16 protein-coding genes are annotated in these 13,107 nt (G+C 58.4%); 8 read left to right on the forward strand and 8 right to left on the reverse strand.

Annotated features, from left to right (window positions below):
• Positions 1-321: 321 nt before the first annotated feature.
• Genes GOW04_RS17330 through fliL form a run of 5 tightly spaced genes read right to left on the reverse strand, consistent with a single transcriptional unit; the run spans position 322 to position 4,935 of the window.
• Positions 322-2,457 carry a lipopolysaccharide assembly protein LapB gene (locus GOW04_RS17330; protein WP_171233418.1) on the reverse strand — a complete coding sequence of 712 codons (2,136 nt, stop codon included), beginning with the start codon at positions 2,455-2,457 and terminating at the stop codon, positions 322-324.
• The gene (motA, locus tag GOW04_RS17335; RefSeq protein WP_152459429.1) at positions 2,454-3,323 is read right to left on the reverse strand and encodes a flagellar motor stator protein MotA; all 870 of its coding nucleotides are present in this window, start codon (positions 3,321-3,323) and stop codon (positions 2,454-2,456) included. Before motA ends, GOW04_RS17330 begins: the two co-directional genes overlap by 4 nt.
• Positions 3,324-3,370: 47 nt before the next feature.
• Positions 3,371-3,955, reverse strand: a complete 585-nt coding sequence (locus GOW04_RS17340; protein WP_171172053.1) for a MotE family protein — start codon at positions 3,953-3,955, stop codon at positions 3,371-3,373.
• Positions 3,952-4,428 (reverse strand): hypothetical protein, encoded by a 477-nt coding sequence (locus GOW04_RS17345; RefSeq protein WP_171233419.1) that lies wholly within the window; start codon positions 4,426-4,428, stop codon positions 3,952-3,954. The genes GOW04_RS17340 and GOW04_RS17345 overlap by 4 nt, the downstream gene beginning before the upstream one ends.
• Before the next feature lie 9 nt (positions 4,429-4,437).
• Positions 4,438-4,935: a flagellar basal body-associated protein FliL gene (gene fliL / locus GOW04_RS17350; RefSeq protein ID WP_171233420.1), complete on the reverse strand. Its 498-nt coding sequence runs from the start codon at positions 4,933-4,935 to the stop codon at positions 4,438-4,440.
• 119 nt (positions 4,936-5,054) lie between these two features.
• On the opposite strand from fliL, the gene fliF reads away from it, so the two are divergent.
• Genes fliF through fliP form a run of 4 tightly spaced genes read left to right on the forward strand, consistent with a single transcriptional unit; the run spans position 5,055 to position 8,242 of the window.
• Positions 5,055-6,638, forward strand: coding sequence for a flagellar basal-body MS-ring/collar protein FliF (gene fliF, locus GOW04_RS17355; RefSeq protein WP_171233421.1), 1,584 nt, complete (start codon positions 5,055-5,057; stop codon positions 6,636-6,638).
• Positions 6,638-7,234, forward strand: coding sequence for an ABC transporter ATP-binding protein (locus GOW04_RS17360; protein ID WP_171233422.1), 597 nt, complete (start codon positions 6,638-6,640; stop codon positions 7,232-7,234). Before fliF ends, GOW04_RS17360 begins: the two co-directional genes overlap by 1 nt.
• Positions 7,227-7,514, forward strand: coding sequence for a FliM/FliN family flagellar motor C-terminal domain-containing protein (locus tag GOW04_RS17365; RefSeq protein WP_152459423.1), 288 nt, complete (start codon positions 7,227-7,229; stop codon positions 7,512-7,514). Before GOW04_RS17360 ends, GOW04_RS17365 begins: the two co-directional genes overlap by 8 nt.
• Positions 7,514-8,242, forward strand: a complete 729-nt coding sequence (gene fliP / locus GOW04_RS17370; RefSeq protein ID WP_171233423.1) for a flagellar type III secretion system pore protein FliP — start codon at positions 7,514-7,516, stop codon at positions 8,240-8,242. Before GOW04_RS17365 ends, fliP begins: the two co-directional genes overlap by 1 nt.
• Positions 8,243-8,345: 103 nt before the next feature.
• Here the strand turns inward: fliP and GOW04_RS17375 are convergent, their stop codons facing one another.
• Positions 8,346-8,945, reverse strand: a complete 600-nt coding sequence (locus tag GOW04_RS17375; RefSeq protein WP_152459421.1) for a phospholipid-binding protein MlaC — start codon at positions 8,943-8,945, stop codon at positions 8,346-8,348.
• Positions 8,935-9,705: a VacJ family lipoprotein gene (locus GOW04_RS17380; RefSeq protein ID WP_152459934.1), complete on the reverse strand. Its 771-nt coding sequence runs from the start codon at positions 9,703-9,705 to the stop codon at positions 8,935-8,937. The genes GOW04_RS17375 and GOW04_RS17380 overlap by 11 nt, the downstream gene beginning before the upstream one ends.
• Positions 9,706-10,050: 345 nt before the next feature.
• Here GOW04_RS17380 and GOW04_RS17385 point away from each other — a divergent pair, with 345 nt between their 5' ends.
• From GOW04_RS17385 to GOW04_RS17400, 4 genes are read left to right on the forward strand one after another with little or no spacing between them, the layout of a single operon-like run.
• Entirely contained in the window at positions 10,051-10,506 is a 456-nt protein-coding gene (locus tag GOW04_RS17385; RefSeq protein WP_171233424.1) for a RidA family protein, read from the forward strand.
• On the forward strand, positions 10,503-11,270 hold the full coding sequence (locus tag GOW04_RS17390) for a glycerophosphodiester phosphodiesterase family protein (RefSeq protein WP_171233425.1): 768 nt from the start codon (positions 10,503-10,505) through the stop codon (positions 11,268-11,270). The genes GOW04_RS17385 and GOW04_RS17390 overlap by 4 nt, the downstream gene beginning before the upstream one ends.
• A gap of 45 nt (positions 11,271-11,315) precedes the next feature.
• Positions 11,316-12,503 (forward strand): GNAT family N-acetyltransferase, encoded by a 1,188-nt coding sequence (locus tag GOW04_RS17395; RefSeq protein ID WP_171233426.1) that lies wholly within the window; start codon positions 11,316-11,318, stop codon positions 12,501-12,503.
• Entirely contained in the window at positions 12,500-12,793 is a 294-nt protein-coding gene (locus GOW04_RS17400; RefSeq protein ID WP_152459417.1) for a 4a-hydroxytetrahydrobiopterin dehydratase, read from the forward strand. The genes GOW04_RS17395 and GOW04_RS17400 overlap by 4 nt, the downstream gene beginning before the upstream one ends.
• Here the strand turns inward: GOW04_RS17400 and GOW04_RS17405 are convergent.
• Positions 12,790-13,098 carry a hypothetical protein gene (locus GOW04_RS17405; RefSeq protein WP_171172040.1) on the reverse strand — a complete coding sequence of 103 codons (309 nt, stop codon included), beginning with the start codon at positions 13,096-13,098 and terminating at the stop codon, positions 12,790-12,792. The two genes, GOW04_RS17400 and GOW04_RS17405, sit on opposite strands and share 4 nt — an antisense overlap.
• Positions 13,099-13,107: the final 9 nt, after the last annotated feature.

Raw genomic sequence — 13,107 nt, forward strand, 5'->3', positions numbered from 1 at the left:
GTGGCGTCTCGTTTTCACGCATCTGCCGCAAATTCCACGGCACCGGTTGCTTTACGGGCGGTCAGCCGTCGTGACCTTTTTGGTTGAGGAACGTGGCCTGAAATTCGGCGGCCTGTTTTTCTGTGTCATGTCTGGAACACAACATCCTTGAAAGAAGTTGGAGCCATGTTTGCATCCCCGCCTGATCGGGCGTTCTGATTGGACCCGCTTTGAAGCAACGGCGCCGGGCTCCCAACGCTGCCAGCGGTTGAAACGCATCGCAGGGTATACCGGGACCGGCGTTCACTTTGCCGGGTGCGGCCGGAACAGTCGTGATATACGTCATTTTACTCCAACTGCGTTCAACATCTCGTCGATCCGCTGGCGGGCCGACTGGCTGTCCTTCAACAGGTTTTCCGCATCCGCCAGCGGTTTTTCCGCCAACCGTTCCGGCAGGTCAGACAAGGCTTGGGTCGTTTGGTTCAATGCCGCGTATTTCCCGCCCGCAGGTTCCAGCCTTTTATCCGATACTCCGGCCAGCCAGAAGTACCGGTTTGCCGCTTCGTTTTGTTCGATATCTCGGAGCATTTCGCCGGCGGCTGCAAAATCTTCTGTTGAAGCCATCGCCTGCGCGCGCAAGGCGATCGCCTCTGCGGAATTGTCATCAGCCAGCTCCAGCAGGGCTTGATGAGGGCGCCCGGACAGCAAAGCGGCCCGAGCCCGCAACCGAGCCCGATCCGAGCGCCGAGACTGATCTTCCGGTTTGTTCGCCAGCGCGAATGTCTGCTGAGCAAAGCCCAGATCAGCAAGGCGGCTTGCCAATGCAATTACAGTATCGGTTGTCAGCACTGCCGTCATGTCCGACTGCATTACCTCCATCGTCTGGCGTAGAAAGGTTGCGTCGTCCGATCTCTCGGCAAGCAATTGCAGATGCCGATTGATCGCGCCGTCACTATCGGGTCCGGGTGGCTGCGCTTCGATCACGTCAAATGCGCGGTCGAATTCCTGGCTCAGGCTCAGAGCGATCGCATAGGTGCGGTTCATCATCGCGCCCAGCTCCGATCGTTTGAACTCGACCGCATAAGATGCCGCCAGATCAAGCTCCTGAGAAGAAACAGCTTTGCGTTCAGACCAACGTTTTTCCACCAGGCGCGCCAAAGCCAGCGGAGATTCAGCGGCGGCGTCGGTAGAGGTTATAACCTCGGTCAACAACTCTTCTTCACGGTCACTGTCCCCTTCCGCCTTGGCAACGCTGGCTTTGGCCTGAGCGACACGGGATGTCGTTTCCGGTTCAATCCGGTCAACCGAACGAAGGATTCTGCGGGCAGCCTCCAGTTGTTGTGCGCTCACCAGTATTTCTGATAACCGCGGCCCCAGCTGGCGGCGAAGATGATCCGGCAGTCTTGAATACGCGTTTTCGATTGCTTCCACGTTTGCGTCAGGTGCCAGTTCCCCATCGGACAACACAGCCCAAAGCGCGGCATCGCTGTCACATCGTTGCAGGTCGTTGAATGGATTCCTGGGCAGCAGCGGCCGGTTTTCTACAACCCGCGCAATTGCCGCAACGGGTTCGAAGCCCTTTGGCGGCGTCTCCAACAGCCTCAAGACACTCAACGCTTCGGCTCCGAAACCGAAAGAGGCGTAGAGCCTGGCCAGGTTCATGGCCTTTTCGCCGTCAAGTTTGTCAAACTCTTTGTACAGCCCAGAGCGGAGAGCTGATACCTGATCCGGAAAAGGCGTGTCCCCTGACCAGGACGCAAAATTCAGCTCAGCAGTCGAGATGCAGGCCGGTCTGTGGTCAATTGGTTGCAGTTCTGCGTTCAAAACATTCTGCAAATCGTCCAGAACCGTGGTCAGACGTACGTTCGAACGCAATTGGGAAGGCACAACGCTTGTACCCGACGGGGCGGTAGTGCGAGGCCCGACCGGAGCAAGCTTCAAGTCCAGCAGCTTGCGATCGGTCCCTTGCAGAAGACGAGTGGACAGTTGGTCTTTTATCCTCTGCTCAGTCATGGTGAGGAGCGGAAGATGCAACCCTGTCTCAACCGGCGGCGGTTTGCCTTCGGCCGTTTTTCCGATCAAGGGTGGAGGTACATTCTCAAGAAGTGGCGGCAACAATTCCCCCGGCGCGATGTCCAGTACGATCATCGAGTTTCTGTACAGAAACGCCGACGCCACGCAGTCGCACCCGAACTCCAGCTCCAAAGCGCTGCCGGGGTTTTCCTGCGACAATGAGGCCAGGCGGTTCGTGGTCAAACGCCCAAAAACCGAGCTGGTTTTGAATGTGACATCGTCCAGGGCAATGGTAAGGCTGGCGCCGTTCTTCCGTTGCGCCAGCACCCAGCGGGTGTCCGGTGGCACGTCGAAAACCAGACGTGTGAATCCGTCATGCTCACCGGATCGCACCACCACGTCCTGTGCAGTCACGGCAGATGCAGCCATGACCAACACCGCAATCAGAAACCCGATGCGCTTCATGCCGCAGCCTGCTTGAGCTCTTTCAATGCGTCTTCCAGCTCGGAAAAGCCCGGGCGGTTATGGGTTGGGGTGTTCTGGCGTCCGACTTCAATGCACATGGCGGCATTGTGGTTGTGCAGGTTGGCCACCAGTACTTCTTTGATCAGCTGATAAAAGTGGTTGTCTTCTTCAACCACGGCTTTCAGTTTGCCTGCGAAGGGGCCGACCAGACCATAGGCCAGAAAAACGCCCAGGAACGTGCCTACCAGGGCACCCCCAATCAGCTTCCCCAGCACTTCGGGCGGCTGATCGATTGATCCCATCGTCTTGATCACGCCCAGAACCGCAGCAACGATCCCCAGCGCGGGCAGGCCGTCTGCTACTGTTTGAAGCGCATGGCTTGAGTGCATGGCGTGATGAAAATTCGCCTCCATGCGCTTCTCCAAAACCTCTTCAACCTGATGCGGATCGTCATAATTCATCGCCGCCGACCGCATGGTGTCACAAATCAGGTCGACGGCCTCCTTGTCTGATTGGATCTTGGGGTATGCGGAAAACAAGCTGGAGTTTTCGGGGTCTTCTATATGCTGCTCGACCTCAACAGGGTTGGCGCGGGCAATGCGGATCAACGAAAACAGAAGGCACAGAAGGTCACGATAGTCTTCGGGCTTCCATTTCGGGCCCTTGAAAACCTTGGCCATGTCTTTGATCGTATGTTTCACGCCGCCCATGTCATTGCTGATCAGAAAGGCTCCTACGGCGGCGCCACCGATCATCATCATTTCGAAGGGAAGAGATTTCATGATGATGGTCATCTTGCCACCTGCCGCGAGATAGCCGCCGAAGACCATTACGAAGATGACAACAATTCCAACAATTCCAATCATTTGAGATCTCCAGATGAGTTCTGTGCGATACCGGGCAACACGGGCGACTACTCCTGTGGGGCCGAGGCGTTGCGTCCGGCCATGACAACGCTGATCGTATAGGCCGCTTCGGGGCTCAGGCCCGCCAGTACGCCAGCCGCTGCGTCTGCCGGCATGCGGGACAGGAACCCTGCGGCAAAGGTCGGGTCCATAGTTTCAAACAACGCGGCTGCGTCCTTGGGTTTCATGTTCTGGTAAACATCCGTCAGGCGCGCCAGATCGTTCTCTGCCGCCTTGTCCGCAACCGCCAACGTGGCACGCAGGGCATCTTCTGCTTCCTTCAGGGCCGTCAGACGCGTTTCAACGGCCTGGGTTGCGATCTCCAGTGCTTTTTCCTGATCGCGCAATTCAGCCTCTCGCTGTTTGACGCGTTCCTCCCGGCGCAAAAGTTCTGCTAGCACAACCTGAACATCGCGTGTTTCGGACGCGGCGGGCTTGTTTTCCACGGCTTCGGGTGTCGCCGGTTTGGCGAGCGCGGGTCCTGCCTCCAAGCCAACGCGAATGGCTGCCGAGCCGATCATCAGCAATGAGATGACAGCAAGCACACCGCCGCGCGGACGTGTATCGTGTTTGGCGTTGCGCGCAAGGCTCATGCCTGCGCCCCGTTCTGTTTGCGGTCATGGCGGAAGAACATCAGGCCCTCTGGCGCCTTGGGTTGCTCTTCACGCGCACCAGTTTCGGCCGGTTCCGCTGCTTTCTCGTGCTTGGTGCCCTGTTCCTCTCCAGGCTGGGGCTCGTCTTGGACAGGCTTTGCCGTTTCCGGGGCGGCAGTTTCTTCTTCGGGGATGACATCATGCAGAGATGCCATCATCAGCTCCAGGTGCTGAGCCACGGTCTCAGCCCTTTGCGTCAGCGCCTTCAGCTGATCCCCCGATTGATCCGAGGCATTTCGCGCGCTGTCCAGGGATTTCTTCAGCTCTTCCGCCTGGGTCGACAACACGGCCACCGCGCCACCGACGCCTTTTTCAAGATCGGTGAACCGCCTGAGGCGGCGCGACAGCACAAAACAATAAAGACCCGCGCCCAACGCACCGGCGACCAGCAAAATATCCGCAATCAGCTCCAATTCCGCCTCCTAATTCAGTACAAATTCCATCACCAGCACATCGCGAACGCGCCCTTCGCCAACAACAATTCCAATGCGTCGCAGCAGGTGACCTCGGATGCGCGTCAATGCCAGCGAATCCTCAAGGTCCTTCAATTCAACAGCTCGCAGATATCCGTTCAGGACATCCATGATTCGTGGCTGCATTTTTTTCACATCAGCTATGTACGGCGCGTTAACTTCGAGCTGAGCGTGGAACTTCAAATGTCGCGAATTGCCGGAATTCACCGATACAACAACCGGCGGCAGATCAATGAAACCGACATCCGCCAGCGCTTTGGCAGGTTCCTCTTTCGCCTCGTCCTTGCCGGCCTCAACCGCGGCCTTGCCACCCAGCGGAATCAATCCGGATGACGTCAGGAAATACCCGCCCGCAGCGCCGGCGATGGCAAGAAGCATCCCGATCAGTATTCCCTTTTTCCCTTTTTTCCCGGTGGGTTCCGCCAGTTCGTCGGTTGCGTCGGTCATGACGTCCTCATTCATCCGTTCCGACCCCGTCATAACCGCGCAGGGACTAACCGATTGTTAAGAGCAATCGTCCAAACAGAGGGTGCGTCGGGCAGAATGCCGGCGAGTCGGAGGTGAGCGTGCAGCAGATCGGAACTGTCTGGGCTAATTTGGACAGGCGTAAACAAATCATCGTCGCCGGTGCGGTTGCGCTGGTGTTTCTGGGAATCCTTGGCATGTCGCGCCTCGTGACGGCTCCGTCCATGACGCTGCTTTATGCGGGTCTGGAAAGCGGTGCCGCCGGGGAAATAGTACGCGCGCTGGACCAGCGCGGCGTCACATATGAAATCCGGGGCGGATCGATCTACGTATCCGGCGCGCAGCGCGACGAGCTGCGAATGACCCTGGCCAGCGAAGGCCTGCCCGCAAACGGCAACAAAGGGTACGAACTGCTTGATTCGCTAAGCGGTTTTGGCACCACCTCTCAGATGTTCGATGCTGCCTATTGGCGCGCGAAAGAGGGTGAACTGGCGCGGACGATTGTCGGAAGCCCGCATATAAGTCAGGCGCGCGTCCATATTGCCAACGGGACGGCAAACCCGTTTCAGCGCAGCGTGCCGCCAACGGCTTCGGTTTACCTCGTGCCATCCGGGACCGAAATTACCGGGGATCAGGCCAAGGCCATCCGGTTCCTTGTTGCCTCGGCCGTCAGCGGCCTGACGCCCGAGAACGTTACGGTGGTTGATTCGCACGGGGCCGTGATTGGCGGGCAGGATACCGCAGCGCCTGCGGACACTGCGGACGACAAGTCGCGCCAGTTGCGGGAACGTGTTCTGCGTCTGGTCGAGGCGCGTGTCGGTACAGGCAATGCCGTGGTCGAGGTCAGTGTGGACACCGAAACCAAGACGGAATCCATTCGCGAACGGCGCTTTGACCCCAAAGGCCGCGTGGCGATCAGCACGGATGTCGAAGAACGTTCGGACAGCGCCCGAAACCAGTCATCGGATGTCACCGTGGCGTCGAACCTGCCGGATGGCGATGCGGCGGGCGGGGACGAATCGAACTCGACGGCCACCCAGACTCGTGAGCGGGTGAACTACGAAGTCTCCGAGACTGAGTTGGAAGTTCATAAGGCCCCCGGCGCGATCAAGCGTCTGACGGTTGCAGTTCTGGTCAATGGGAAAAGATCAGTGGACGCCTCTGGTGCCGAAGTCTTCACGCCCTTGCCCCAGGAAGAGCTTACCGCTCTGGAAGAGCTCGTGGCGTCGGCAGTCGGGTACGATGCGGCGCGCGGGGACGTTATCACACTGAAATCCATGGATCTGCCGTCGGTCGAACCACAGGGCACCCTGGTATCGTCGTCGCTCTGGCAGAACATCCATCTGGACGTCATGTCCTTGATACAGATGGCTGTGCTGGCTTTGGTTTCGCTCGTGCTGGCCCTGTTCGTGATCCGCCCGATCCTGACGAATGCAACACCGACACCGGCGCTGCTGGCGGCGGCAGGAGGGGCGGATTCGGATACCCTGGCACTGACAGGTGAAATCGCTCCGGAGGAACCGGCAGAGCTCTCGACCCTGCCGGCAGAGCGTGGTGTTCCGGCTCTCGGCTCGAACGCCACGGAGGATCCTGTCGACCGGCTGCGCGCCATGATCGGTGAAAAGCAGGAAGAAACTGTCGAGATCCTGCGCAGTTGGCTTGAAGAAGGTGAGGAGCGGGTGTGATGTCGATTGCCCATCTTCTTGAGGATTTCACCACCCAGACCGGTACGGGGCCTGTTCTGATCTTGAATGAGGACACGCTGGAAGAACAACGACTCGCTGCCTTCGAAGACGGGTATGGGGCTGGTTGGGAAGATGCCTCGCGGGCGCAGGAGCAAAGCCGCGGCCAGATTTCGGCTGAATTGGCAAGGTCGCTTGAGGATATGTCTTTCACCTATCACGAAGCCATCGCCCGCATGACCCTGTCGTTGGAGCCCATGTTCACCAGCCTGGTTCAGACCGTACTGCCTGAGATGGCCGAGCGCGGCCTTGCAGCCCGCATCGTGGAGCAACTCTGTGAAATGGCGCGTTCGCGGATAGAGCAGCCGATGCAGATTTTGGTGCCGCCGGGTTGTGCCGAGAGTGTCGCAGCGCTGTTGCCGCAAGATCTGCATTCCACTCTTCAGGTGATCGAACACTCTGAACTGGAGCCGGGTCAGGCCCGCCTTCAGGTCGGCACGAGCCGACGTGAGGTTGATTGCACCGCTTTGCTCGCCGCCATCGAACAGACCTTTGACGCTTATGTCTTTGAGACAAGAGAGGCTTTGTCCAATGAATGACACCCAGATCCCGAAATCTGAAAAACCCAACCCCTTCGACTCGGTCCCGATTGAAGTGACCGTTTCCGTTGGTCGTGCGCGCCCATTGATCAAGGACCTGTTGAACATGGGAGAGAATGCCGTGCTGACTCTGGACAAACGGATCGAAGACCCGGTTGACCTCTATGTTGGGGATCAGTTGGTGGCGCGCGGGCTGTTGGAAGAAATGGAAGGCGATCAGGCAGGGCAGCTTGCAGTGCGCTTGACCGAGATTGCGGATTTGCACAACGGAATCGGTTGATGCGCTATGTAATCTGCCTGGCTTTGGTGGCCGTGTTGACGCCCTCACTGGCCGCTGCCCAGGATTTGACCTTGTCCTTGGGCGAGGGCGGGTCGATTTCCGCCCGGACGATCCAGCTGATTCTGCTGATCACAGTACTGAGCATCGCTCCGGGGCTGGCGATCATGATCACCTGCTTTCCCTTCCTGATCACCGTTCTGTCGATCCTGCGGCAAGGGATCGGCCTGCAACAATCTCCGCCCAATATGCTGTTGGTCAGCCTGGCGTTGTTCCTGACCTATTTCATCATGGACCCGGTGTTTTCAGAAGCTTGGGCGACAGGGATACGACCGATGATGGAAGAGACGATGGAAGTGGAACCAGCGTTGGAGCGCGCGTTGGAGCCGTTCCGGGCCTTCATGGCGGCCCGACTGGATGCGGACACGTTCTATGCCATGGCGGCTTTGCGCCCCGATGGTGAGGCTATGGAGTTGTCCGCACAAGCGCCGTTGTCGGTCTTGATGCCGTCCTTCATGCTGTCTGAAATCGCACGGGCGTTTCAGATCGGGTTTCTGATTTTCCTGCCGTTTCTGATCATCGATCTTGTCGTGGCTGCTGTATTGATGTCGATGGGCATGATGATGGTGCCACCGGCCATCGTATCCTTGCCATTCAAGCTAGCGTTTTTCGTGATTGCCGACGGGTGGGCTCTGATTGCGGGCGCATTGGTGCGCAGTTACATGCCGTGAGCTCGACACGTAGCCGCGGCGCGCCGAAAAAACAGGTGGTCAGACGCCTCTGTCCCACTGTTGTCAAAGGCGTAACTCAATGCGTGGCCGCAAGTGAAACGGATCAACCCGTCTTTTTCAGGTCTTTGATCAACTGGTCCAGGTTGCCTTTGCGGGCATCCAGCATCGCGCCGATTTCGGTGCGTTCGGTCAGCAACAAATTAACGCCTTCGATGAACATGTTGTAGAATTTTTCACGCCCCGACTTGTCCGAAACAAGGAACGTCACATCAAACGGCGCCGAGCCGCGCAGCTTGACCATTGTGCGCACTTCATATCCGGCCTTGATCTTGCGTGCATTGCGCACGTTGACCTCACCGCCAATGAACTCGCGGAAGCGGCGACCATATTTGCGGGAGATATAGCCCTGAAAAGCCTTGGTGAATTGCCTTAGCTGGGATGGGGTGGCCGTACGGGCATCGGCACCGAGGGCATAACGCGCCATGATCGGGACGTCGGCATATTGCACAAAGATCTTCTCGAAATCACGCAGCATCGCATTCTCTGACTTGCCCGATGCGATAACCCTGTTGATGTCGTTGACCACACTGTTGACCAGTGCCTTGGCTGATGCCTCGGTCTGGGCAAATGCGGATTTGGGCAGGACCGCCAAGGCCAGACCAGCTGCGACAAAGCTACGGCGGTTCAACTCGTTATTCAGCATAGGGGTCCTCGTATGGGTCTAAATAGGGGTCCCTGACCGGGTCTGTACCGGTTTCGGCATAGGGGTCGGAATACAAATCCAGATAGGCGTCTTCGTCATCTCTCGCCAGTTCGAAGCGGCGGTTTTGCAGATAGATCAGGCGGGCCTGCGCATAACTGTCTGCGCTTTCATACAGAATCGAGTCCACGGTATCCGAGAACCGTCCACGATCACCCATGCGGCGAACGACTTCGGCATAAACGCCCAGATTGTCGGCGGGCCGGACCGGGGCAAAATTGATCGGATTCGAGAACAGGTTGATCACGACCCCGATGGCATCCCTTTGGGTCGACGGGCCATAGAAAGGCAGTTCAACATAAGCCCCTTCGCCGACCCCCCAGACATGCAGGGTCTCACCGAAATCAGTATCGACGGGAGGCAGGTTCAGCTCATCTGCGGGCGCGGACAAGCCAAAGCCGCCCACGGTCATGTTGATTACAAAGCGCAGCAGCGCATTTCCCATCTGTTTCGGGTTGCCCTGAAGAAGGTAGTCGACCGCTTGTCCGGGCAGCGAGATGTTTTCGGCGAATGTGCTGAAACTGGTGACCATGGGATCAGGAACGATCTTCACGTACCCTTTCGACGCAGGTCGGAACAGAAACCGGTCAACGCCCAGATTGAACTTGTGAATTCCCCGGTTCGCGTTTTCGTAAGGGTCAAACACGTCGCTGCGTGAGGCGCCCTCGGGCGGTGTCGTTGCACAGGCGGACAGAATGGCCATGAGTGACAGGACAACCAGGTGTTTCAGGCAAAATCTGCTCGACACGATCTTTGCTTCTCCCAAATGCCCGACATCCGTTCTGTCGGGCCAACAATCACAATTCACCAATACTAACACGCCGGTAAGGCACAAGTTCTTGTCACATAGTCGTTTCAGGTCTCAAATGAAACACCTAGCGTGTAACCTGTTCGTCAGGTCCGGGTAAAGCAATTGAGCATCTGCAAGTCATAATAAGTAAAGATATGCTCAGATCGCATGCAAGCCGGAATTTGCCGCATTCCGTCTTTCCACGGATGTGCTTCCCGGTTAGCGTCCGGCAGAGTCAATCAGGGAAGGACCCTCTCAATGAGCATCGCTGCAAAATTGGAAAGCCTCGGTGTCACGCTGGGCGACGCACCCGCGCCAGCGGCAAATTATGTGCCGTATGTACGTGTGGGCAATATCGTGTACGTGTCCGGCCAGATATCGAAATCAGACGAGCTGATCACCGGCAAGCTGGGCGATGACATGGATGTCGCGGCCGGAGCCGCAGCGGCGCGGGTTTGCGCGATCAATCTGCTGGCACAGGTCAAGGCGGCCTGTGGCGGAGATATCGACAAACTGGTGCGTGTCATCAAGCTGACCGGTTTCGTGAACTCGACCGCAGATTTCACTGCGCAGCCGCAAGTGATCAACGGTGCATCCGACTTCCTGGTCGAAGCGCTGGGCGACGCCGGTCGCCACTCGCGCTCTGCCGTAAGTGCCGCGTCGCTGCCTTTGGGCGTGGCGGTCGAGATCGAAGGCATTTTCGAGATCGAATGATACCGCCCCTGCCAGCTGCGTTTTTGCAGGCCCCGATTGCTCATCGGGCGCTGCATGACGTCTCGAACAACCGCCCGGAAAACAGCCGGGCGGCCATTCGTGCCGCCATTGATGCCGGGTACGGGATCGAGATCGACCTTCAGCTGACATCTGATGATCGTGCCGTCGTGTTCCATGATTACGACATGGGGCGTCTGACCGGCCAGCCCGGGCCGATCCGGCAGGTGTCGGCGGCGGCGGCGTCCGAATTGACCCTTTTGTATGGTGATGACGGCATTCCAACGCTTGATGAGGTGCTGGATATGGTCGCAGGCCAGGTGCCGCTGCTTATCGAGCTGAAGGATCAGGACGGCGTTATGGGTATGAATATCGGTGCCCTCGAGCACGACACCGTGCGCGCATTGCAGGGCTATGACGGCCCGGTGGCCCTGATGTCCTTCAATCCAAACTCGGTTGCGGAACTGGCGCGGCTGGCCCCGCACCTGCCGCGCGGCATCACGACTTGCGCCTATGAGCCCAGTGTCGAGCTTCTGCCGCATGACGTCTGCGACACCCTGCGCGACATTCCTGATTTTGAACGTGTCGGGGCCGGTTTCATCAGCCACGAGGCGGAAGATCTTTCCCGCCCGCGTGTGGCCGAACTGAAGGCGCAAGGCGTGCCGATCCTGTGCTGGACCGTCCGAACGCCCGAACAAGAGGCAGAGGCCCGCATGGTTGCCGACAATGTGACCTTCGAAGGGTATCTGGCTGCGCATTCAGCTTGAACCTTGCCGCTTCGGTCACAGATAAAGGGCTGGTGCGGAGGAAACATGGATCAGGCCCAAATCGAAGTTCAGGTCATTGGGTCTCTGTCGCGGATTTCAGCGGCCGAGTGGGATGCCTGCGCCTGCCCCGAGGCCGCCGATGGTGGACGGCCCCTTGATCCCTTCACCACGCATCGTTTTTTGCTGGCGCTTGAAGAAAGCGGCTCGGTCGGGCGCGGTACGGGTTGGCAACCGCAATACCTGACCGCCTTTCTTGACGGGATCCTGATCGCAGCGGCCCCGATGTATGCCAAATCGCACAGCCAGGGCGAGTACATCTTTGACCACAGCTGGGCCCATGCCTATGAAAGCGCGGGCGGGCGGTATTATCCCAAGCTGCAAATTGCGGTGCCGTTCACACCCGCCACCGGGCGGCGGTTTCTGGTGCGCCCGGGTTATGACAGGATCGGAATGTCGGCTTTGGTGCAGGGTGCCGTTCAACTGGCGGCCGACAATCAGGTTTCTTCGGTTCACGCGACCTTCTGTACAGAAGCCGAGGCATTGGCGGGTGAGCAGATGGGGCTAATGCTTCGCAGCTCGCAACAGTTTCACTGGCTGAATGATGGCTACGCCGAATTCGATGACTTCCTTGCGGCCTTGTCCTCACGCAAGCGCAAGAACATCCGCAAGGAACGGGCGCAGGCCAATGGCTTTGGCGGTGAAATCCGCACATTGACGGGCGATGACCTGCGCCCGGAACACTGGGATGCGTTTTGGCGGTTCTATCAGGACACCGGGGCGCGAAAATGGGGCTCACCCTATCTGACGCGCCAGTTTTTTGACATCGCACAAGAGACGATGGCGAATGACATGGCCCTGTTTTTGGCTGAACGGGATGGTCATGCCATTGCGGGTGCGCTGAACTTCATAGGCCGCGAAACGCTTTTTGGGCGGTATTGGGGCTGCATCGAACATCATGCCTGCCTGCATTTCGAACTGTGCTACTATAGGGCGATAGACTTTGCCATTGCCCACGGTCTGGCCCGGGTGGAAGCGGGCGCTCAGGGCGAACACAAGCTGGCGCGGGGCTATTTGCCGACGCGCACGCATAGCTTGCACTGGGTCGGCGATCCGGGTTTTGCCGATGCCGTCAAAAAATATCTGGACGCCGAAGGCCGCGCAGTGGGAGAAGAGATCGAGATTCTGACGGATTACGGCCCGTTTAGGAAATCGAACCCGGAGGAACAGCAATGACTGAACTTTTGTCCGCCGAGACCCGTGGCCCGCTGCTGGATCCGCTGTTCAAAAACGGCTGGACCATGGTCGAAGGCCGCGACGCGATCACCAAGACCTTCATATTCGACAACTTCGTGCACGCATTTGGCTGGATGACGCAAGTGGCGATCTGGGCCGAGAAATGGAACCATCATCCAGAATGGTCCAACGTCTACCGCACGGTCGAGGTGGTCCTGTCCACCCATGACGTAGGCGGCCTGTCGTCACTGGACGCCAAACTGGCCCGAAAGATGGACAGCCTGTGCTAGCGGTCGTTGCCTGACCCCTGGCCACCGGCAAGCGACGCAGCCGTGCCCATCTGCTTGAATTCCGCAGGTGTGACGGTGCCATCGCTGACATCGATGGACCGTGGGATGCCCGTGGTCTTGTTCCCGATCTGGCGCACGCTGCGCGCCGCCGGGTTGATATCCAGACACCGGTTTTCATAGCAGGTCAGGCCAGACGGATTGATCTGGATGCGGGCCTGTCCGTCCGGCCCCGTCACCACGGGAGCTTGCGGAACGTCACAGGCCGCGGCCAGTGCCAAAGCACCCATTCCGATCCATTTCTTCATAGCAAGCTC

The sequence above is a fragment of the Ruegeria sp. HKCCA4812 genome (assembly GCF_013034245.1).
Taxonomy (GTDB): Bacteria; Pseudomonadota; Alphaproteobacteria; order Rhodobacterales; family Rhodobacteraceae; genus Ruegeria.

What these genes read in the sequence shown, in the direction of transcription:
- GOW04_RS17330 (WP_171233418.1), bottom strand. Translation starts at nt 2,457, where the DNA reads ATGAAGCGCATCGGGTTTCTGATTGCGGTGTTGGTCATGGCTGCATCT.
- motA (WP_152459429.1), bottom strand. Translation starts at nt 3,323, where the DNA reads ATGATTGGAATTGTTGGAATTGTTGTCATCTTCGTAATGGTCTTCGGC.
- GOW04_RS17340 (WP_171172053.1), bottom strand. Translation starts at nt 3,955, where the DNA reads ATGAGCCTTGCGCGCAACGCCAAACACGATACACGTCCGCGCGGCGGT.
- fliL (WP_171233420.1), bottom strand. Translation starts at nt 4,935, where the DNA reads ATGACCGACGCAACCGACGAACTGGCGGAACCCACCGGGAAAAAAGGG.
- GOW04_RS17360 (WP_171233422.1), top strand. Translation starts at nt 6,638, where the DNA reads ATGTCGATTGCCCATCTTCTTGAGGATTTCACCACCCAGACCGGTACG.
- GOW04_RS17365 (WP_152459423.1), top strand. Translation starts at nt 7,227, where the DNA reads ATGAATGACACCCAGATCCCGAAATCTGAAAAACCCAACCCCTTCGAC.
- fliP (WP_171233423.1), top strand. Translation starts at nt 7,514, where the DNA reads ATGCGCTATGTAATCTGCCTGGCTTTGGTGGCCGTGTTGACGCCCTCA.
- GOW04_RS17375 (WP_152459421.1), bottom strand. Translation starts at nt 8,945, where the DNA reads ATGCTGAATAACGAGTTGAACCGCCGTAGCTTTGTCGCAGCTGGTCTG.
- GOW04_RS17380 (WP_152459934.1), bottom strand. Translation starts at nt 9,705, where the DNA reads ATGGCCATTCTGTCCGCCTGTGCAACGACACCGCCCGAGGGCGCCTCA.
- GOW04_RS17385 (WP_171233424.1), top strand. Translation starts at nt 10,051, where the DNA reads ATGAGCATCGCTGCAAAATTGGAAAGCCTCGGTGTCACGCTGGGCGAC.
- GOW04_RS17390 (WP_171233425.1), top strand. Translation starts at nt 10,503, where the DNA reads ATGATACCGCCCCTGCCAGCTGCGTTTTTGCAGGCCCCGATTGCTCAT.
- GOW04_RS17395 (WP_171233426.1), top strand. Translation starts at nt 11,316, where the DNA reads ATGGATCAGGCCCAAATCGAAGTTCAGGTCATTGGGTCTCTGTCGCGG.
- GOW04_RS17400 (WP_152459417.1), top strand. Translation starts at nt 12,500, where the DNA reads ATGACTGAACTTTTGTCCGCCGAGACCCGTGGCCCGCTGCTGGATCCG.
- GOW04_RS17405 (WP_171172040.1), bottom strand. Translation starts at nt 13,098, where the DNA reads ATGAAGAAATGGATCGGAATGGGTGCTTTGGCACTGGCCGCGGCCTGT.